The 19,981-nt window shown below is 57.6% G+C and carries 16 protein-coding genes; 10 read left to right on the top strand and 6 right to left on the bottom strand.

Going from position 1 to position 19,981, the window contains the following annotated elements:
• Positions 1-15 precede the first annotated feature (15 nt).
• The 4 genes from GRX76_RS10630 to gyrA all read right to left on the bottom strand — a co-directional run bounded on the left by GRX76_RS10630 (position 16) and on the right by gyrA (position 7,284).
• The gene (locus tag GRX76_RS10630; protein ID WP_160153285.1) at positions 16-2,274 is read right to left on the bottom strand and encodes a bifunctional prephenate dehydrogenase/3-phosphoshikimate 1-carboxyvinyltransferase; all 2,259 of its coding nucleotides are present in this window, start codon (positions 2,272-2,274) and stop codon (positions 16-18) included.
• Positions 2,275-3,378, bottom strand: a complete 1,104-nt coding sequence (pheA, locus tag GRX76_RS10625) for a prephenate dehydratase (protein WP_160153284.1) — start codon at positions 3,376-3,378, stop codon at positions 2,275-2,277.
• A 41-nt stretch (positions 3,379-3,419) separates the two neighbouring features.
• On the bottom strand, positions 3,420-4,499 hold the full coding sequence (serC, locus tag GRX76_RS10620) for a 3-phosphoserine/phosphohydroxythreonine transaminase (protein ID WP_160153283.1): 1,080 nt from the start codon (positions 4,497-4,499) through the stop codon (positions 3,420-3,422).
• A 187-nt stretch (positions 4,500-4,686) separates the two neighbouring features.
• On the bottom strand, positions 4,687-7,284 hold the full coding sequence (gene gyrA / locus GRX76_RS10615; protein WP_160153282.1) for a DNA gyrase subunit A: 2,598 nt from the start codon (positions 7,282-7,284) through the stop codon (positions 4,687-4,689).
• 248 nt (positions 7,285-7,532) lie between these two features.
• On the opposite strand from gyrA, the gene GRX76_RS10610 reads away from it, so the two are divergent.
• The 5 genes from GRX76_RS10610 to murQ all read left to right on the top strand — a co-directional run bounded on the left by GRX76_RS10610 (position 7,533) and on the right by murQ (position 12,555).
• Positions 7,533-8,900, top strand: a complete 1,368-nt coding sequence (locus tag GRX76_RS10610; protein ID WP_160153281.1) for a TRZ/ATZ family hydrolase — start codon at positions 7,533-7,535, stop codon at positions 8,898-8,900.
• Positions 8,901-9,096: 196 nt separating this feature from the next.
• A complete protein-coding gene (gene ubiG / locus GRX76_RS10605; protein ID WP_160153280.1) occupies positions 9,097-9,801 on the top strand; it encodes a bifunctional 2-polyprenyl-6-hydroxyphenol methylase/3-demethylubiquinol 3-O-methyltransferase UbiG in 705 nt (234 codons plus the stop codon).
• Positions 9,802-9,819: 18 nt separating this feature from the next.
• Complete coding sequence (locus tag GRX76_RS10600; RefSeq protein ID WP_160153279.1) at positions 9,820-10,482, top strand: HAD family hydrolase; 663 nt, start codon at positions 9,820-9,822, stop codon at positions 10,480-10,482.
• Positions 10,483-10,519: 37 nt separating this feature from the next.
• Positions 10,520-11,263, top strand: a complete 744-nt coding sequence (locus GRX76_RS10595) for a YciK family oxidoreductase (RefSeq protein WP_305075906.1) — start codon at positions 10,520-10,522, stop codon at positions 11,261-11,263.
• 353 nt (positions 11,264-11,616) lie between these two features.
• Positions 11,617-12,555 carry an N-acetylmuramic acid 6-phosphate etherase gene (gene murQ, locus GRX76_RS10590; protein WP_160153277.1) on the top strand — a complete coding sequence of 313 codons (939 nt, stop codon included), beginning with the start codon at positions 11,617-11,619 and terminating at the stop codon, positions 12,553-12,555.
• Positions 12,556-12,638: 83 nt separating this feature from the next.
• Here the strand turns inward: murQ and GRX76_RS10585 are convergent, their stop codons facing one another.
• Positions 12,639-13,016 carry a hypothetical protein gene (locus GRX76_RS10585; RefSeq protein ID WP_160153276.1) on the bottom strand — a complete coding sequence of 126 codons (378 nt, stop codon included), beginning with the start codon at positions 13,014-13,016 and terminating at the stop codon, positions 12,639-12,641.
• A gap of 165 nt (positions 13,017-13,181) precedes the next feature.
• Between GRX76_RS10585 and GRX76_RS10580 the strand changes: the two genes are divergently transcribed.
• The 4 genes from GRX76_RS10580 to GRX76_RS10565 all read left to right on the top strand — a co-directional run bounded on the left by GRX76_RS10580 (position 13,182) and on the right by GRX76_RS10565 (position 17,116).
• Positions 13,182-13,634: a hypothetical protein gene (locus tag GRX76_RS10580; RefSeq protein ID WP_160153275.1), complete on the top strand. Its 453-nt coding sequence runs from the start codon at positions 13,182-13,184 to the stop codon at positions 13,632-13,634.
• Between the two features lie 338 nt (positions 13,635-13,972).
• Complete coding sequence (locus GRX76_RS10575) at positions 13,973-15,124, top strand: RNA polymerase sigma factor RpoD/SigA (RefSeq protein WP_160153274.1); 1,152 nt, start codon at positions 13,973-13,975, stop codon at positions 15,122-15,124.
• A 134-nt stretch (positions 15,125-15,258) separates the two neighbouring features.
• On the top strand, positions 15,259-15,831 hold the full coding sequence (locus GRX76_RS10570; RefSeq protein ID WP_160153273.1) for an acyloxyacyl hydrolase: 573 nt from the start codon (positions 15,259-15,261) through the stop codon (positions 15,829-15,831).
• A 262-nt stretch (positions 15,832-16,093) separates the two neighbouring features.
• A complete protein-coding gene (locus GRX76_RS10565; protein ID WP_160153272.1) occupies positions 16,094-17,116 on the top strand; it encodes a glycosyltransferase family 4 protein in 1,023 nt (340 codons plus the stop codon).
• Here GRX76_RS10565 and GRX76_RS10560 read toward each other — a convergent pair.
• Positions 17,109-18,308 (bottom strand): glycosyltransferase, encoded by a 1,200-nt coding sequence (locus GRX76_RS10560; RefSeq protein WP_160153271.1) that lies wholly within the window; start codon positions 18,306-18,308, stop codon positions 17,109-17,111. The genes GRX76_RS10565 and GRX76_RS10560 overlap by 8 nt on opposite strands.
• 351 nt (positions 18,309-18,659) lie before the next feature.
• Between GRX76_RS10560 and GRX76_RS10555 the strand changes: the two genes are divergently transcribed.
• The gene (locus GRX76_RS10555; protein WP_236250322.1) at positions 18,660-19,595 is read left to right on the top strand and encodes a TraB/GumN family protein; all 936 of its coding nucleotides are present in this window, start codon (positions 18,660-18,662) and stop codon (positions 19,593-19,595) included.
• Positions 19,596-19,981: the final 386 nt, after the last annotated feature.

The following is a 19,981-nucleotide window of genomic DNA, read 5'->3' as shown; positions in this document are numbered from 1 at the left end:
AGACAGGAAGCGCGCTCAGCGCACTTCCAGCTGCATACCGGCGCGATTGGCCAGCTCGGCAAAGTTCGGGAAAGACGTCGCCACATTGGCACAGTGCAGGATACGGATATCCGCACCCGCGCGCAGCGCCGCCACGGAAAACGACATGGCAATGCGGTGGTCACCGAGGCTATCGACTTCACCGCCACCGAATACCGCGCCCTCACTGGCACCCTTGCCCTGAATGACGATGCCGTCCGGCGTCGGTTCGGCGTTGATTCCGAGAATTTTAAGACCGTCGGCCATGGCCTGGATACGGTCACTCTCCTTGACCCGCAGTTCTTCGGCGCCAGTGAGCACTGTCTCGCCTTCAGCACAGGCCGCCGCCACAAAGATGGCCGGAAATTCGTCGATGGCCAGCGGCACCTGGTCTTCCGGAATCTTGATTCCTTTTAATGGCGCGTAGCGCACGCGGATATCCGCCACTGGCTCGCCACCCACTTCGCGCTGATTCTCCAGGGTAATGTCCGCTCCCATGGCACGCAGGATATTGATGGCGCCATCGCGGGTGGGGTTGATACCCACGTGCTGCAACAGTACATCGGATCCGGGGGCAATGGAGGCTGCCACCATAAAGAAAGTCGCCGATGAAATATCCGCGGGTACATCGATATGACAGGCAGACAACTTGCCACCACCAGAGAGGCTGGCGCGAGGGCCGTCGCGCTGCACGTCATAACCAAAGCCCGCCAGCATCCGCTCGGTGTGATCGCGGGTGGGCGCCGGCTCGGTAGTGCTGGTCTCACCTTCTGCGTAGAGACCCGCCAGCAGCACACAGGATTTCACCTGCGCACTCGCCATGGGCAAAGTGTAATCGATGGCTTTCAATTGTTGGCCACCCTTGATCTTGAGCGGCGGCCGGCCATCTTCACCGGTTCCCACCTGGGCACCCATGTCGCGCAGCGGGTTGGCAACCCGGTTCATGGGGCGCTTTGACAGGGACTCGTCGCCGGTTAACACGGTGTCGAACTTCTGCCCGGCCAGCAGGCCCGCCAACAGGCGCATGGAAGTACCGGAATTGCCCACATACAGAGGCCCAGGAGGTGCCTGCAGGCCGTGCATGCCCACGCCATGAATGGTAACGCGACCATTCACCGGACCCTCGATGACGACACCCATATCACGGAACGACTGCAGGGTTGCCAGGGCGTCTTCCCCTTCCAGGAACCCTTCTACCTCGGTGACACCTTCGGCCAGAGAGCCGAGCATGATCGAGCGGTGCGACATGGATTTGTCCCCCGGCACTCGCAGATCGCCATTTACTGCACCGCCCGGCTGGGCAATAAAAATCACTTCCTTCGCTTCCATAGTTTCCGTATACGCTTTTTTGGCCAGCATTTTGGTGAAATGATCCCGCGCCGCCTTGGCCCGGGTAAAAACCCCCATCAGATGTTCGCTGTCGCCGCTGGCAATGGCACTGCGCAGAGAGTCCAGATTGGAGGTATAGAGATCGATGGATTTGAGGATCGCATCGCGGTTGGCGAGCATGATGTCCCGCCACATAACCGGGTCACTGGAAGCGATACGGGTAAAATCCCGAAAGCCGCCAGCGGCATAGCGAAAAATATTCTCGTTTTCCGCATCGTGGGCCAGGGTATCCACCAGCCCGAATGCAATGACATGAGGCAGATGACTGGTGGCGGCAAGCACTTCGTCGTGCTCCCCCACCGGCATGGACAGCACTTCCGCGCCCACCGCCTGCCACATGGCCTGTATCCGCTCGGCGTGCTCAGGCGCTGTATTTTCCAGCGGCGTCAGAATTATGCGATGGGCAATATACAGGTCATCCCGCGCAGCGGTCACACCGCTCTGTTCGGAGCCGGCAATAGGATGCCCTGGCACCAGGAAGTCCGGCACCTGCCCCCAGACCTTTTCCGCAGCGGCCACCACACTGCCCTTCACACTGGCGCCATCGGTCACGGTGACGCCCGCAGGAATCCGGTCTTTCAACTGCGCGAACACCGCCTCCACCGTAAGCGTCGGCACCGAGACGAAAATAACATCCCCCGCTTCCAGCTCCGGCAACACCTCCGCAATGTCCGTCACCGCCCTGTCGACCACGCCCAGGGCCACCGCCTCCTCACAGGTCTGGGGCCGACGCGCCACACCGACCACTTCACGGCAGCCGCTGGCAGCCTTCAGCCCCAGCGCCAGGCTGCCACCGATCAGACCTATACCGACGACCACCAGACGCCCTATGACGGGCTTTTCGACCTCCTGCCCGACACTCGACATTTACAGCACTCCGCGCGGGTAGGAACCCAGCACCTTCATGTCGGATGCTCCGGCACCCACCTCTTTCAGCGCCGCCGCTACATTGTCACTGTCACGGTGACCGACGAAATCGATAAAGAATACGTAAGTCCAGTTACCGGACTGCGCTGGGCGGGTTTCCACCCGCGTGAGATCAATGTTGTGACGCTGGAAAGGCACCAACAGATCGTGCAGCGCACCCGGCTCGTTGCGCATGGAAACCATCAGCGAGGTTTTGTCATCACCACTGGCTGGCACCGCTTGGGAGCCGATAATCAGGAAGCGGGTAGAGTTGTCCGGACGATCCTCAATCTTTTCATTCAGGATTTTGAGACCGTAGAGATCGGCCGCCATATCACCGGCAATGGCCGCCGCATTCCACTCACCTTTAACCCGCTTGGCCGCTTCCGCATTGCTCGCCACCGCCACGCGCTCAACGTTCGGATAATAGGAGTCCAGCCATTTGCGGCACTGGGCCAGGCTTTGCGCGTGGGAGTAGATACGGGTAATGGAGTCCTTGCGAGTGATGTCGGAAATCATCAGGTGCTGGTGAATCCGCAGCTCCACCTCCCCACAGATCTGCAGGTTGGACGTCATAAAATTATCCAGGGTGTGGTTGACTACGCCCTCGGTGGAATTCTCCACCGGCACCACACCGTAATTGACCGCGCCCGCTTCCACTTCCCGGAATACTTCGTCAATGGCTGCCAGCGGCTTGGAAACCGCGGAGTGGCCAAAGTGCTTCAGTGCTGCCTGCTGAGTAAAGGTACCTTCGGGGCCGAGATAAGCCACCTTGATCGGCTCTTCCAATGCCAGGCACGCGGACATAATCTCGCGAAACAGGCGCGCCATTTCTTCATCGGTCAGCGGGCCCGGATTGCGCTCCATGGCCCGACGCAGCACCTGCGCCTCCCGCTCGGGACGGTAGTAGAGCGCATTCTCGCCGTTACTCTTTTTCACTTCTGCCACTTCCAACGCGCAATTGGCACGCTCGGAAATCAGCTTTGCAATATCGCTGTCGATACTGTCGATGCGATCGCGCAGTTCGAGCAGGCGTCCGTCCTGCTTCGGCGTATCTTCAGACATAACTCTCGCCTAAATTTTTAAACAATCAATGAACTTGTGACTCAACCGTTGCGCTGTTCGAAATCCGCCATAAATGCAACCAGCGCTTCCACCGCCTCAACCGGTACCGCGTTGTACAGCGAGGCACGCATGCCACCCACGGAACGGTGTCCCTTCAGGTTCAGCAACCCAGCCTCTTCCGACTCTTTGAGGAACTTCTTATCCAACCCCTCATCGGCCAGCACAAAAGGCACATTCATGCGTGAGCGACTATCTTTCGCCACCGGGCTGGAGAAAAAGCTGCTGTCATCAAGAAAATCGTACAGCAGCTGGGATTTTTTCAGGCTCAACTCCGCCATGGCGGCAACACCGCCTTGCGCCTTCAGCCATTTGAATACCAGACCAGACAGATACCAGGCAAAGGTTGGCGGCGTGTTATCCATGGAGCCGCCATCCGCCGCGATTTTCCAGTTCAGGCTGCGGGGAATTTCCGGCAGAGCACGATCCAGCAGGTCATCACGCAGAATGCCCACCGCGATACCGGAAGGGCCAATATTTTTCTGCGCGCCAGCATAGATAAAACCGAATTTTTCCACCGGGATTGGCTGCGACAGAATGGTGGACGACATATCCGCAATCAGCGGGCTCTTCACTTCCGGGATGTACGGGAATTCCACACCACCGATGGTCTCATTGGGTGTGTAGTGGAAATACGCCGCATCGCGACTCTCTTCCCAGCTATCCGCTGCTGGCGCATAGGAAAAATTGCGATCTTCCGAGGAAGCAACGATGTTTACCTCACCATAGCGACGCGCCTCTTTAATCGCCTTATCGGCCCACTGACCGGTGTGGATATAGTCTGCTTTTTTGCTACCGGCACCGAACAGGTTCCAGGGCACTGCACTGAACTGGGCAGTAGCACCACCCTGCAGGAACAACACCTTGTAGTTGTCCGGGATACTTAGCAGGTCGCGCAGATCCTGCTCCGCAGCCTCGGCCACAGCCGTGTATTCCGGCGATCGGTGACTGACCTCCATCACAGAGCAACCCAGCCCCTGCCAGTCCAGCAACTCTTCCTGCGCCTGCTGCAATACCGGCTCCGGCAACGCCGCAGGACCCGCACAGAAATTAAACTTCCTCATTGATTCACTTCCACAGAAGAAAACAGACTTGAATTAAATTTTCGGGAATTCGGTAAAACCGAAAGCCAGCCACCACAAATACCCTTCGGGCTGTTACAGGTCTTTCGGCAACCAACAGCCCCGGCCAGCAAAGTCAAAAAAGGCCGCGAGTTATCGCAGCCTTTTTCGAGTTACAACAGGTCAGGAACTACTCCTCAGCTCCGGCACCGCCGTCACTTTCAGCCTCACCTTCCCCCAGCGCTTCCGCATTGGGATCTTCGGTTTCCTGAATACGCGCCAAGCCCACAAGGCTTTCACCGTCTTTCAGGCGGATCACCCGCACACCCTGGGTGTTACGGCCGAGCACAGAGACCTCATCCACCCGGGTACGCACCAGAGTACCCTGGTCGGAAATCAGCATGATTTCCTCGCCCGGGTGCACCTGGCAGGAGCCGATCAGGGCACCGTTGCGCTCACTCTCGGCGATCGCAATTACACCCTGAGTGCCTCGGCCTTTGGTCGGGAAGTCGGCCGTTGCGGTGCGCTTACCGTAACCATTTTCGGTAACCATCATCACCGAGCCACCCTCTTCCGGGATCACCATGGCGATGACGTGAACGCCCTCGGCCATGCGGATACCGCGCACACCGCGGGAAACACGGCCCATGGAACGCACATTTTCTTCCGCAAAACGGGCTGCCTTACCGGCACTGGTCAGCAGCAGCACGTCCTGCTTGCCATCGGTAATTGCGGTGGCAACAAGACGGTCGGTTTCTTCCAGCTCAATAGCCCGCAGACCAACGCTGCGCGGACGGGAGAATGCCGTCAGCGGGGTTTTCTTCACGGTACCGTTGGCGGTGGCGAAGAAAATAAAGTGGTCTTCATCGTATTCAGAGACCGGCATCAGGCTACTGATGCGCTCACCCTCTTCCAGCGGCAGCATATTCACCATCGGGCGACCGCGGGATGCGCGGCCGGCGGTGGGCACTTCATACACTTTCAGCCAGTACACCTTACCGTGGTTAGAGAAACACAGAATGGTGTCGTGGGAATTGGCAATCAGCAGGTGCTCGACGAAGTCTTCGTCTTTTACCTGAGTCGCGGACTTACCCATACCGCCGCGGCGCTGGGCCTGGTAGTCCGCCAGCGGCTGGCTCTTGGCATAGCCACCATGGGAAATGGTCACCACCTTGTCTTCCGGGGTGATCAGGTCTTCGACGGACAGGTCCTGACGGGAAGCAACGATTTCGGTGCGGCGCTCATCGCCGTACTCTTTTTCCAGCAGTTCCAGCTCTTCGCGGATCACCGCCATCAGGCGCTCCGGGCTGCCGAGAATTTCCAGGTATTCGGCAATCTGTTCCAGGCGCTCACTGTATTCCGCCAGCAGCTTGTCGTGCTCCATACCGGTCAGGCGGTGCAGGCGCAACTCGAGAATAGCCTGAGCCTGGGCCGGAGACAGGTAGTAGGCGCCATCGCGCATACCAAATTCTTTCGGCAGGTCATCCGGGCGGCAGGCGTCGGCACCGGCGCGCTCCAGGAACTGCTCGACCTCACCCACCGGCCAACCTTTAGCCAGTAGTGCTTCGCGGGCCTCTGCCGGGGTGGCGGAAGCTTTGATCAGCTCGATGACCGGGTCGATATTGGAGATGGCAATCGCCAGACCTTCCAGAATATGACCACGCTCGCGCGCCTTGCGCAGCAGGTAAACAGTACGGCGGGTCACCACTTCCTGGCGATGGCGAATGAAGTATTCCAGCAGCTGTTTGAGGTTCAGCAACTTGGGCTGGCCGTCTACCAGCGCCACCATGTTGATACCGAACACGCTTTCCAGCTGGGTCTGGGAATAGAGGTTGTTCAGAACCACATCGCCCAGCTCACCGCGCTTCAGCTCGATCACCACGCGCAGGCCGTCTTTGTCGGACTCGTCACGCAGCTCGGAAATACCTTCGATCTTCTTCTCTTTTACCAGCTCAGCGATACGCTCGATCAGGCGTGCCTTGTTCAGCTGGTAGGGAATCTCGTGAATGATGATGGTTTCGCGATTGGTCTTGTCATCGCGTACCACTTCCGCCTTGGCACGAATATAGATACGCCCGCGACCGGTGCGGTAAGCCATCAGAATCCCGGCGCGACCATTGATGATGGCGCCTGTGGGGAAATCCGGACCCGGGATATAGTCCATCAGTTCATCGATGGTCAGCTCGCTGTTGTCGATCAGCGCCAGACAACCCTTAACCACCTCACTCATATTGTGCGGCGGGATATTGGTGGCCATACCTACGGCAATACCGGAAGAACCGTTTACCAGCAGGTTGGGAACCCGCGACGGCAACACTTCCGGCATCTGCTCAGAGCCGTCGTAGTTGTCGATGAAGTTGACGGTTTCTTTATCCAGATCCGACAGCAGCTCGTGAGCGAGCTTGTCCATACGGATCTCGGTGTAACGCATGGCCGCCGCACTGTCGCCATCGATAGAACCGAAGTTACCCTGACCATCAACCAGCATGTAACGCAGGGAGAACGGCTGCGCCATACGCACAATGGTGTCGTACACCGCACTATCGCCGTGCGGGTGGTATTTACCGATTACGTCACCCACCACACGGGCGGACTTTTTATACGGCTTGTTCCAGTCGTTCTTGAGTTCGTTCATAGCGAAGAGCACGCGCCGGTGCACCGGCTTGAGGCCGTCGCGCACATCCGGCAACGCACGGCCCACAATCACGCTCATCGCATAGTCGAGGTAGGACTGCTTCAGCTCTTCTTCGATATTGATCGGAGAAATTTCTTTGGCTAATTCGCCCATATTTTCAGGCATTCCTTATCGTTAACGCCGCCAGCAGGGCTGGCCCCCTCGGCACCCGACACCGTGCCTCGCAAAAGGAGCACACACGGCAACAGGCTGGGAATCAGGTGGGGCCAGCTGGTCACGGACCCCGATCAAGCGGGCGATTCTACCACAATTGACGCGCAGAAGGACGACTTGTGCAGACTTGTTCACGCTCGCGACCACCGCTAAAGTCTGCGGCTTTCCACCGGAACAAAAATCGAGCAATGAACAGCGCAAACGCCCGCCCCCAAACCGAAAAAACGAACAAAAAACAGCCTATCGATACTCTGATTCACGCCCGCTGGATCATTCCGGTAGTGCCGGAAAAGCGTGTGTACGAAAATTGCTCACTGACCATCAAGGACGGCATCATCACCGCCATCCTGCCCAGCACCGAAGCCCGCAACCGCTTCGACGCAAAAGAAGAACACCAGCTCGGGGATCAGCTGCTGATTCCCGGGCTCATCAACACCCACAACCACGCCGCCATGAGCCTGCTGCGGGGCTTTGCCGACGACCACCCACTGATGACCTGGCTCGAAAAGCATATCTGGCCCGCTGAGCAACAGTGGGTCGGCCAGGAATTTGTCACCGACGGCACCCGCTTGGCCATGGCCGAAATGCTGCGAAGCGGTACCACCACCTTCTCCGACCAGTACTTCTTCCCCGAAGCCACCGCCAGCGCCGCGCGCGAAGCCGGCATGCGCGCCCAGATCGCCTTCCCGATCATCGACTTCCCCAACGTCTGGTCCAGAAACGGTGACGACGCCCTCGAAAAAGGTCTCACCCTGCGGGACGATTACCGATCCCACAGCCGCATCGGTCTCGCCTTCGCCCCCCACGCCCCCTACACCGTGGGCGACGAAACCCTGAAAAAAATCGCCATCTATGCCGATGAACTGGGCATGGCTGTACAAATGCACCTGCACGAAACAGCGGGCGAAGTCGAAAAAGCCCTGGCCGAAACCGGCCTGCGTCCAACCGAAAGACTGCACAACCTCGGCTTGCTCTCACCCCAGTTTCTCGGTGTGCACATGACAGCTCTCAACGACGCCGACATAGCGCTCATCCAGAAAACCGGCGCCCACATCAGTCACTGCCCCCGCTCCAACCTCAAACTCGCCTCCGGCTTCAGCCCGGTCGCCAAACTGCTGGATGCCGGCATCAATGTCTCCATCGGCACCGACGGCGCTGCCAGCAACAACGGCCTCGACATGCTGCAGGAAACCAACACCGCCGCCCTCCTCGCCAAAGCCGTCTCTGGCAATGCCGACGCCCTCCCCGCCCATCAGGCTCTCGCCATGGCCACCATCAACGGCGCCCGCGCCCTGGGCATCGACGAAGTCACCGGCAGCCTGGAAGTGGGAAAAGCCGCTGACCTCTGCGCCATAGACCTCAGTGGACTGGAGCAACAACCATTGCACGACCCACTGTCCCAGCTGATTTACACCGCCAACGGGCACAATGTGCGCAATGTCTGGGTGGCGGGGAAACTATTATTGAAAGACCGCAGACTAATGACCCTGAACGAGGAGGAACTGCGACAACGGGCCGGCCTATGGCGTGATAGAATCGCGGGTCGCTCAAGCTGACCCCTGTTAGCACGCGGAATAAGAATCGAAGGTGGCGATCCCGGTGACTGTTTCCGGGACCGTCTGCGGCCAGGACGGCCGCAGCCGAGCCCCCATGGATGGGTTAACGGCGTGTCCCGGAAACAGTCACCGGGAGCGCCGCCGCCACACAACCCGCTAGTGGCGCCACCAATGCCACAGGAACAGAAAATAAAGAATGATCAACGTAGATCCGGCGGAAATCGCCAAATTTGAACAACTGGCCAGCCGCTGGTGGGACCAACAGGGTGAATTCAAACCCCTGCATGAAATCAACCCCCTGCGCGCCAACTACATCGACCAGCGCGCCCCCGTCGCCGGCAAAAAACTCCTCGACGTCGGCTGTGGCGGCGGCATCCTCACCGAAGCCATGGCACAGCGTGGTGCCGACGTCACCGGCATCGACCTAGGCGAAGCACCACTCAACGTCGCCAAACTGCACGCCCTCGAAAGTGGCGTCACCATCGACTACCAGCGCATCCCCGTCGAAGAACTCGCCGAAAAACACCCCGGCAGCTACGACATCGTCACCTGCCTGGAAATGCTCGAACACGTGCCCGACCCTGCCTCCGTCATCCGCGCCTGCGCCAAACTGGTCAAACCCGGCGGCCACGTATTCTTCTCCACCATCAACCGCACCCCCAAAGGCTGGCTGTTCGCGGTAGTGGGCGCCGAATACGTACTGCGTATGCTCCCCAAAGGCACCCACGAATACGGCAAATTCATCCGCCCGTCAGAACTCGGCCGCTGGGTCCGCGAAGCAGAGCTGCAAGCCCGCGACATCACCGGCATGACCTACAATCCCCTCACCAAGCAGTACAAACTCAACCCGAGGGACGTAGACGTCAACTACCTGATGCACACCATCCGCCCGGCAGAATAATTTCAGAAGTACCTGGATATGAAAGCTGTACTCTTCGACCTCGACGGCACCCTGTTCGACACCGCCCCCGACTTTGTGGTGGTGCTCAACCAGCTGCGCCAACAGGAACAACTACCGCCACTGGCCGACGCCACCATCCGTGAAGTCGTCTCCAACGGCGCCCGCGCCATGGTGCACCTCGGATTCGGCCTCGACGAAGGACAGGCCGGCTTCGACGATCTGCGCCAGCGCCTGCTCGACCTTTACCTGATGCATCTGGCTAAACACACAGTGCCTTTCCCCGGCATTGAACTGCTGCTCACGCAGCTCTTCGAAAATGGTATTGCCTGGGGCGTTGTCACCAATAAGCCTTCCGCCTACACCATTCCGCTGATGCAGGCATTTGCCCATCTGCCAACACCCGGTGCCATTGTCTGCCCCGACGACGTGGCCAACCGCAAGCCAGACCCGGAGCCGATTCTGCTCGCCTGCGAGCGCATCGGTTGCAAACCCAGTGAAGCAATTTATGTGGGCGACCACGAGCGCGACATCATGGCCGGCCGCGCCGCAGGCATGCCGACGATTGCCTGTAGCTACGGCTATATCGACAATGGCGACGACCCGGAAAACTGGAACGCGGATCATTTGATTCACCACGCCGAAGAAATCTGGCCGCTGCTACAGAAGCATTACCTGAAATAAACGGACTCGAGAAACGGACTCATCAATGTCTGAAACCATTACCAATTACACCCCCCGCGCCGATCTGCTGAAGGACAAAATCATCCTCGTCACCGGTGCCGGTGACGGTATTGGTCGCGTCGCGGCCAAAACCTACGCAGCCCACGGTGCAACCGTCATTTTGCTTGGCCGTACCACCGCAAAACTGGAAGCGGTGTACGACGAGATTGAAGCCGCCGGTGGTGCCAAACCGGCGATTCTGCCGGTGGACCTTTCCGGCGTTCGCTGGGAAGAACTGGAGTACCTCGCGCAGGGCGTGGACCAGGAATTCGGCCGACTTGACGGCCTTCTGCACAATGCCAGCCTGCTGGGACAACGTACGCCCATTGCCAACTATCACTACGCCACCTGGCAACAGGTCATGCAAGTCAACGTGAACGCGGCCTTCGGCCTCACCAAAGCCATGATGCCGCTGCTGGAAGCCTCCCCGGCCAGCTCAGTGATTTTTACCGGCTCTGGCGTTGGCCTGAAAGGACGCGCGTACTGGGGCGCTTATTCAGTATCGAAATTTGCTACCGAAGGACTGATGCAGGTACTGGCAGACGAAGTGGACGGCGTGTCCAACATTCGCGTCAACAGCATCAACCCCGGCGCCACCCGCACCAAAATGCGCGCTACGGCCTACCCGGCGGAAGACCCAAAAACAGTGACCACTCCGGAAGACCTCATGCCCACCTATCTCTATCTGATGGGTGAAGACAGCGTTGGCGTGAATGGTAAACAGTTCAACGCCCAGGGCTGATCACCAGGTCCGGTAATTGCAACCCGCTACGACGGGTTGCTCTTTCCATTTCCAGCCCCATTTCCAGCCCCCCTCCCCCTTCCCCCTTCCCCGCCAATTGGTCCCGATTTGATAAATGCATCGGTGACTTACCGTATGTGGTTAGCCGGATGTGGTTAATAACTCCCGGAAATATACGATTAGCGACAGCCGATCCAGTGGTGCCCCTCAATACGGGGGATTACACTATTTCACCGGCTTGTGTTTGCCGGGACTTTTGCCAGTAGATGTATCGGTAAACGCTATCCGTTCTCTATTTACCGGTACGCTGGCAAACCGAAACAACAAGTTCGCGCCGGATCGGCGAGGGGGATATGAATACATTGCTCTCAAACGAACTCGGATCCCTGGCCAGTGAAGCCCGCAACCCGGACACCCAGGACATCGACCTGCTGCCAACGTTGGGCATACTGGAAAAAATCAATGATGCCGACAGCAGCGTTCCCGGCGTGGTACGGCAGTTACTACCGGAAATCGCCCAGGCCGTGGACGCCGCCGTCACCGCGTTCAAAAGCGGCGGCCGCCTGATTTATATGGGGGCCGGTACCAGTGGCCGTATCGGCCTGCTGGACGCCGTGGAATGCCCCCCCACCTATGGTGTACCGGAAGGTATGGTTATCCCGCTGATTGCCGGGGGAGAAGCCGCCGTGCACCGCGCACAGGAAGGGGCGGAAGACGACCCCGCGTTGGGTGAGGCCGACCTGAAGCGTATCGAGCTACAGGGGAAGGATGTCGTTGTCGGTATCGCCGCCAGCGGGCGCACGCCCTATGTCACCGGCGGGTTGCGCTACGCCCGCAGCCTTGGCTGTACCACCGTCGCCCTCGCCTGCAACAAGTCCGCGGCCATCGCCAAAGAAGCCGATATTGCCATTTTGCCCGAAGTGGGCCCCGAGATTCTTACCGGCTCCACCCGAATGAAAGCGGGTACCGCGCAAAAGCTGGTGCTGAACATGATCACCACCGCCAGCATGATCCGCATCGGCAAAAGTTTTTACAACCTGATGGTGGATGTGAAGGCAACCAACCAGAAACTGGTGGATCGCACCCGCCGCATTGTGGTGGAAGCCACGGGTGCCAGCTATGAAGAGGCCGATCGGGTACTGGAGTTGTGTGACCACAACGCCAAGCTGGCCATCATGATGATTTTGAGCGGCCTCGACCGCGCACCTGCGGAAACAGCTCTCAAAGCTGCCGATGGTTTCTTGCGGCTTGCCCTGCAAAAATTGGACGGCAGCGGCAAAGACACCAGCTAGCACCAGAAGAAACTCCAAACAAAAAAATACCCGGAAATTCCGGGTATTTTTTTGTTTGGAGGACAGTGTACACCTGGCCCACATCACTCCTGCGAATGATCCACCTCTTCCGCGGCTTCCACCACTTCGTCCATCACTTCTTCCGCTGCGTCGGATGCTGCTTCTGCAGCGTCATCGACAGCCCCGGCAACGGACTCAGATGTTTCGTCCAACGCATGCCCCATAGCCTCGGGGACATCCGCAAAAACATCGCCCTCAGCAGAAGCCATCATTTCCTCAGCAGACTGACTCACCTTGGCACCGGCGGCTTTAGCTTCCGCGACGGCGGCATCCAGGTCCTCTACAATGCGCTCTTCCACCGCGACCGGCTGTGGCTCAGCCGCAGGCGCATCCAGATTGGTGTAGTAAAAATAAGCGCCGATGGCGGCAATAGCGATAGCGGGAACGACTAATTTATTCATTGTTAACCCCTGACAGTGTTGCTTTATGGTTATTTTTTAACAGCTTAAGCGACACCATTGTTCCACGGCACAGCCAGGGGGAATGTGACAGGCAACTCAATTTGATTTGTCCAATAAGCCGCACTAGGACAGAATCAGCGGAACTCAACGATCGGAACTGACATTATGAGAAAAATATCCCCCGCCCATTCGATCACCTTGCCCTTATTCCTGACCGCCCTGCTGATCCCCGGGCACCAGGCCATCGCCGAATCCCTCAAAGAGCAACTGCAGCAGTGCAGCCAGTTCAGCGATAACGACAAGCGGCTCGCCTGCTACGACAAAATCAGTGGCAGCCTCCGCCAACATGCCGAGCAGCAGTTTGGGCAGGAGCAGCAACAGGTGATTGAAGAAGCACCAGAGGCCATCACCGCAAAGATTGTCAGTGCCGAAGAAGGTGTGCACGGAAAGTTCACCTTCACCCTGGATAACGGCCAGGTGTGGCGTCAGGTAGGCAGCAGTACCCGGAATTTCTGGAAAGGCGGCGAGCAGGTCACCATTCAGCGCGGCGCTTTAGGCTCTTATTTAATGCGCAAAGAAACCGGCGGCCGCTCACTGCGGGTCAAACGCATTCAGTAGCCACTAAATTGCTCTCGACAGAGCTATCGGCATAGTTGGCACGGTTATAGCTAGAGCCCTGATGTGGTTATAACCTGACGCTATTTCCCACGCCCCGCTAAGACATCCTCTCCTGTTGCCTTTCCCATTTGTCCTCCGCGTCCCGGTTTAGAACTCTTCAGTCCAGTTTAATCCCGCTTTTTCCGGCGCACCTTTCAACCTTCATCTATAGTCAATTTGTCCACATGGCAATTACCGCGCCATGTCACAGTCCTGCGAAAGGATGACGCCGGTTGTTTTACGGCAGCTCAAACGGTGGAGAAGACTGCACCGTTTGGCCACAGCATAAGGTTCAGACTTTGTCCCGAGTAAATACCGACTCCAGGGATGACGAATGGCTGAAGGAAAATAGCAACAATCTGGCCGGGGATGACTTCTCACAAGAGGACTCGGCCCAATCCACCCGGGCCCGCCCGGATCTATCAGAGGACGAACCATCGTCTGGCGAATCCCTCGGCGAAAATGTCGGCACGCCGATGCAGAACTACCTCAAGCACCTGTATCGGCTCGACCTGCTGACCCCTGAGGATGAGCACACCACCACCTGCCTGCTCCGGGAGCTGGAGGACAAGATCATTGCCCTGTTGCAGAAACGCGGAGTGACACTGGTCGACCTCCGCAGTGAGGGCGTCGAACAGCGAGGCAGCACCGGAGCTTATGACCACGGCCTGATTATCGCCAAAACCGACGAGTTACTGGCCAGTGGCAATATCTCCCAACGGGACCGCAGCTCGCTGCAAAACCTGATGAAGCGCTTCAAGGCACAGCGGAAGAAGCTGATCCAGTGCAACCTGCGATTGGTCATCGCCATTGCCAAACGCTTTCGCAACCCCTCAGTGCCGTTTATCGACCTGATTCAGGAAGGCAATGTGGGCCTGATGAAAGCCATCGAACGCTTCAAACCCCAGATGGGTTACCGCTTTTCCACCTATGCCTACTGGTGGATTCAGCAGGAAATCCAGCTCACCTTGCGGCGCAATGACGACCTGGTGCGGCAACCCGCCAATGTCCAGGACGACCTGCGCAGCATCTATCGCGCCATCAACCAGGTGCGCTCGGAAGGCCTGCCTGCTTCCGATGACAACATTGCCAAGCAGACAGGCCTGGATCTGGAGCGGGTGCAAAGCCTGCTGAAATTACCCGGCCCCACCGGTTCTCTGGATGACCCGATTGCGGACGACCAGAGCAGCACTCGGCTGGACTATGCCCCGGCCAATGAGCTGTTCAATACCGATGAGCTGGTCTCCAATCAAGAGCTCGCCCAGCGGTTGCGGGAAGCGGTGGCCAAGTTGCCTCCCAGGCAACGAACGGTACTGAGCTTGCGCTACGGTCTGATCTCCGACCGCGATTGCTCCTTTCGCGTTATCGGGGAACAACTGGGGCTCAGCCAGGAGCGGGCACGACAACTGCATTCCGATGCACTCAGGCAACTGAAACGCCAGTGGCGATAGTGCACGCCCTGCCCCTTCCGGTAAGATAACCAATCCGCAGCCCGGCAACGCCGGGCTGCTTCTCTTGCGATTAGCGCAAATCCGGCTAATCTTGCACTGACAAGCCTCTAACAGCGATAACTGGCGATTGCTTCATGCCTTTTCCCTCCACTCCCCATCACATTTCTACCCTGGTACTGATATTCGGACTTGCACTGGCGCCTGAGTTGCGTGCAGAAAAAGGGGATCAGGAACTTATCCTGAGTGGTGGCAAAGGACTGAATAACGCGCTGATTCAGCAGAAATCCATTGCCAGCGCCGAGATGGTGGGCGCCAACTGGTCCTATCAGTTTTACGATTACCCCAGCAACCACCACCTGCAGTGGTGGGCGCAAGTCAGCTACAGCTACATGTGGGAAGAGCATGAAGGACAGGATCAGAAGCAACAGATCTGGGAGCTGAAACCGGTAGTGCGCTGGTACCCCCGCATAGAAGCACAGGGCATCTTTGGCGAAGTCGGCATCGGTGCTGCCTACCTGACCGAGCGCAGCTTTGGTGCAATTGACCTGTCCACCAATCTGAATTTTTCGCTGCACTTTGCTGCCGGCTACACCCTGCAAAGCGGCAATACCGTATCGCTGCGCTACAGCCATTTTTCCAATGGTTACACCAACACTCCCAACCCGGGATTCGACTTTGCCTCGCTGAACTGGCACACCAAATTCTGATCAACAGCACCTGTTCGACAATAATGTTTATCAAACGGCAAAACCGCCCTCCCTAAACGCCCAACACAAAACAGTCCCGCGTCGATATAAAACTGTCACACAAAACCATCAGAATATGGACATCGCCGAATTGGCCACCGTTGGCAATCGGCCAATCTGGCGCCGTAAAGATATTGCAGCCACTGAATATCCAGCCCAAACCCGATAATTCCTATCGATCAACCCAATGACGGCGCAGCAGCGACATCGGACGTTTAGCCGTATGATTCAAGCCATCTGTCATTTGATTGCCAGCCGTGAACACGGCAGCCTGGAAAAGCATGTCGCCGACCTGTCGCGCTGGCAGGCACAAAACACCGATACCCAGGTGGCCGTCATTGCACACCCCAGATACCTGCCAACTCTGGACGAGAAAATCCAGTTTATCCCGCTCAATACTGACCGCAGTCGGCACCACCCCAACCTGGTCTGGCGACTGGCCAACCTGATCCGCAAAGGGGGATATCAGATTACCCACGGCCACGGATCAAAATCCGCGCAATTACTCGCTGCAGTGCAACCCTATACCGATTGTCGACAGGTCATCACCCGGCACAATGTAAGACACCCCCGGGACAAGCTCGCCAGCGCTTTTGATGCGCGCATCGCCATCAGCCACAATACCGTGGCCAATTCCAAGTTGGACTGGCAGATCATTCCCAATGGTGTAGAACTGTCCGCTCCCGCAGCAAACACGCCGATACTGCCGCTGCCAGTAGAAGACAAGCCAACGCTATTGATTGCCAGCCGGCTGATAAAAGCCCGTGGCGTCGATCAACTAATTGCCGCCATGCCATTGCTGTCAGGTGTGCGCCTGCTGGTACTGGGCGATGGCCCGGAGAAAGACAACCTGCAACAACAGGTTCAACAGCTGGATATCGAAGAACGCGTGGCCTTTTTTTCCGGAAGCAGCGGCAATAATAGCGTTGCCAACTTTATACAGGCGGCCGATCTCGTCATCATTCCCGCCGCTATTGAAGGTACGCCCTACACGCTGCTGGAAGCCCTGCTACACCGCAAACCCGTGCTTGCCAGCCGGGCCGGGAATGCGATTGATTACCTGCCCGACGCCTACTTGTTCGACAATCAGGAGCCGTCGCATCTGGCAGAAAAAATCCTCCACGCACTGAGCAGTACCACCCGGGAGCAGGATTTCTCGCCGATTTTTTCCCGTGCGGGAGAAGAGTTCACCCTGGACTCGATGGCAAAAGCCACCTGGCAGGTGTACACCCAACTGGTCAGCTAGTCGCGCCGGTCAGATCGCGCTTATCAGGCGCGCCCGCTTGCTGTGTATTTTCCTGCAGCGTTTGAAACCAGCCCACCACCTCTGCCGTCGTCTCGACGAGACTGAAGCCGCGGAAATCAATGTGCTGGGGGCGATTCAGGATATCGACACAAACAGCAAGCAGATTTTCCACTCCGGTTTTTTCCAGCAAACCCTGTGGGAAACATTGTTGAAGAATTTCGCTGCCGGGCCCGGCCGCAGTCACAGCCGGGCACCCCATAGCCAGCGACTCGCTGACGATACGACCATTGGATGGCGGCTTTTCTGCAAGGTCGAGGGTAATACGCGCACTGGCATACAACTCACGCATATCTCGCCGCGCCCCGAGAAACAAAACGTGCTCCCCAAGCCCCATGGACTCCGCACGCTTTTCCAGTGCCCTGGCATACTTTTCCTGCCCGACCTCGACATCGCCGACGATCAAACCAAAAATGTCCGCCCGTTCCCCCTTCATTGCCGCGAGCAATTCCAGGAATCGTTCTTGCCCCCGCCCCGGTGCAATCGTGCCGGGTAGCAACAACCAGTTGCGCCCTTCCAACTGCGGGAAATCGTTCAGTAATCGCTGGTGCCAGTGTCCGGAAACCGGTGCCTTGCGATCCAGTTCTCTGGTGTTTACACCCCGGTAATGGATACGGAGCACTGACTCCGAGGGGGCATCCACCTCTCCCGGTGCTGGAACGGACAGCCTGGCGCCAAAGCGCTGCTGCAATTGCGCCCCCAACAACCGTGATGACGCCAGCACCAGTTCCCCGCGAGCGAGCGCAGCATTCACCCGTCGGCCGCGGAAAAAACCTGGCGGCGACCAGGACTGAACCAAGGTGATCAGGCGGGGGCGAGCCGCCGCGTTCAAACCACGCCAAACTTTCCAGCCATGCCAGGAGCAAACGGCACCACGACAAAATAAAATATCGGCCTGCGATGCCGTCAATTGCTCGCGCAGTTTACGGTGCAGGCGAAAGTTCCAAACGCGTTTGCGGTCAACCGGTAGACTAACGTGTTGACAGCCGTGTAGCGTCAACCGGGAAACCAGCGCGCCGCCTGCGGAGATCACAATGGATTCATGCCCCTGTCGCACCAATTCCTGCGCGAAGGCCAGCGCCTCTAACGCCTGTTCGCCCTCCTCCAATGACGGCACCAGTTGTACTATTCGCATACCCGCCCCCACAATCGTCCCTATTTTTTCAAAAGCCCACTTTAACCCGCCCGCACTATTTTGCGCCTACCGGGAAGCGATCAATTGTACAGCTGATTTCTGCGCCACGGCGCACAATATTTGCATTGGCGACCCAGGTCACAAGGCGGGTGGTATGCAGTAGAATTTTGTCACAGCCGGGCCAATTGGCGACTCCATATATGAGAAGCCATTCGCGACTTGCCCGTGATCCAGCAGATGACAATGCCCGCCAGGCATGGATCCCGCGATTGACTTGCCGATAAACTGGGCGATGTACTGGGTATTTAAACCGGGCAACTAGACCGGGAGACGAACAGGATGAATAACAGGATGAATAACAAAACCACACGGATGCCATTTACCAGTTTCAGTCGAACAAGACACCTCAACTGGCTGCTGTATGTAACCGCCTCACTATTTTTGACCATCGGCAATGGCGCAAATGCGGCCAATGACCGGGGGTTATTGCTGGAAGCCAAGAAAGGCGAGCAAACCCTGTATTTACTGGGATCTATCCACCTTGCAGACCAAAGCTTTTACCCGTTGCGTAGCGCCATTGAAGAGGCCTATAAAAAAAGTGATGCCCTGGTGGTGGAGGCAGACATCATCGCCATGGAGTCTGACCCCAAACTGCAACAGCAGGTCATGCTCGAATCCCTGTACCCACCGGGCGACCAGCTGAAAAACCACATTTCACCGGAGGTATATGCACAACTCCAGGCGTGGTTGCGCGAACGGAATTTGCCGGAAGAGAATTTCAATCGCCTGCGCCCGGCAATCGCCATGATTACCCTCAGCCTGATGGAAATGCAGGCGCGGGGGCTGGATCCCACGGCAGGAATCGACCGCCACTTTCTCACTCAAGCACACCGGGGCAAAAAAACCATTCTGGAACTGGAGAGCGTCCTGCAGCAATTGCACATGCTGAACAGCCTGGATCAGCCGGAACTCTACCTGCAACAGACCCTGGAGCAACTGTCCGAGATGGACACCTTCGTCCCGCGCATCACCAAAGCCTGGAAATCGGGCGATCAGGATGCGCTGTATAACTTGGTGATTGTTGAGGGGCAGAAGGAACACCCGGAATTTACCAAGTTGTATGAACTGCTGTTTTTCCAACGCAACCGGGAGATGGCCAAGAAGATCGAGGCGCTCAGCCAACAGCACAAATCACTGTTTGTTGTCGTTGGTGCCGGCCACCTTGTGGGTGATGCCTCGATCACCGCACTTCTGAAGCAATCCGGATTCACGATCAAGCAAATCTAGACTTGCCCCATCGCCAGGGGCGGCAATCCCTTCCTTGGCGGTATCACTGGCGACGTACTGGCGACACACTAGCGATGGGTGTAGAGTCCTTCCCCCAGGCCAGTAGGGAAAACAGCCCTACTCGAAGCTCGCAGCGCCATTCTCTGGCCCATTCATTACCCGCCCCCAATACGCGGTTTATGCTGAAGCGGATGTTTAGCGGTGACCGCGCCCTGTGACGATGTTCAGTATCGACACCCGCTAGCGACACCAGCCACCCGTTGGCACACGCTGCCCCTCCCGGTAACTGACAAGCACCAGGCCCAGGCTCCTACCACTCGCTTGTTACAGAAATATTACATTTGGGTGCATCTGTTTTTATGGATAAGAGATGTTTCAAAAATGTT

The sequence above is a fragment of the Microbulbifer sp. ALW1 genome (genome assembly GCF_009903625.1).
In the GTDB taxonomy this organism is placed as follows: Bacteria; Pseudomonadota; Gammaproteobacteria; order Pseudomonadales; family Cellvibrionaceae; genus Microbulbifer.
Note: the sequence above shows the minus strand (reverse complement) of the source record. Positions and strands in the feature narration are given on the sequence as shown.